Origin of the sequence: Rhodococcus sp. 14-2470-1b (assembly GCF_002259415.1) — a bacterium.
Classification (GTDB): Bacteria; Actinomycetota; Actinomycetes; order Mycobacteriales; family Mycobacteriaceae; genus Rhodococcoides.
Window position 1 is genome coordinate 1 of record NZ_NPFY01000055.1, and the last position, 616, is coordinate 616.

General features: G+C 61.0%; 1 protein-coding gene. It reads right to left on the reverse strand.

Features of this window, described 5'->3' with window-relative positions; all coding sequences use genetic code 11:
- On the reverse strand, window positions 1–399 hold a 399-nt coding region (locus CH293_RS27640), incomplete at its 3' end, for an MFS transporter (protein WP_255123019.1).
- Window positions 400–616 lie beyond the last annotated feature (217 nt).

Below are 616 nucleotides of genomic sequence, written 5' to 3' on the forward strand. Positions count from 1 at the left end.
GAGGCTGAACCCTGCGGGGGTCATGAACCCGGCGGTAGCGCCGGTGATGAAGCGGACCAGGATCAGCACCCAGGAATCTTGCGCTACACCCCCGAGGGCAGAGAACACGGCGAACACAGCGAGGGCTGTCAAGAACACTCGTCGTCGCCCGAGTACGTCGGCGGCGCGGCCGCCCAGAATCATGAACCCGGCATACGCGAGTACGTAAGCGCTGATCACCCAATGCGCGGAGCCTGTGTCGAGGCCGATGTCGGCGGCAATGCTGGGAACCGCGACGTTGAGCATCGCGATGTCGATGCCCTCAAGGAACAGGGCACCGGTGACGACGGCGAGAACGGCCCACGCTCGTCGTGGTCGGGAAATCGCGTCGCTGTCGACGACAGCGTTGGATTCGGTCACGGCAGTCTCCTCGGTGACGAAACAGTTATTGGTTACTTCTTGTAACCGCACTCAGGGTGGGTGATGATGAACAGATGGCACAAGAAGGCACTTTGGAGTCAGTCGGTTACCTCACGGGAAGCGACCAGGTAGACGACGACTGCTGCCGTGATGGACGCGATGCATTCCAATGGGACTCGCGTGAAGATTGCGAAGTTCGCCAGATACTCGACCGCGT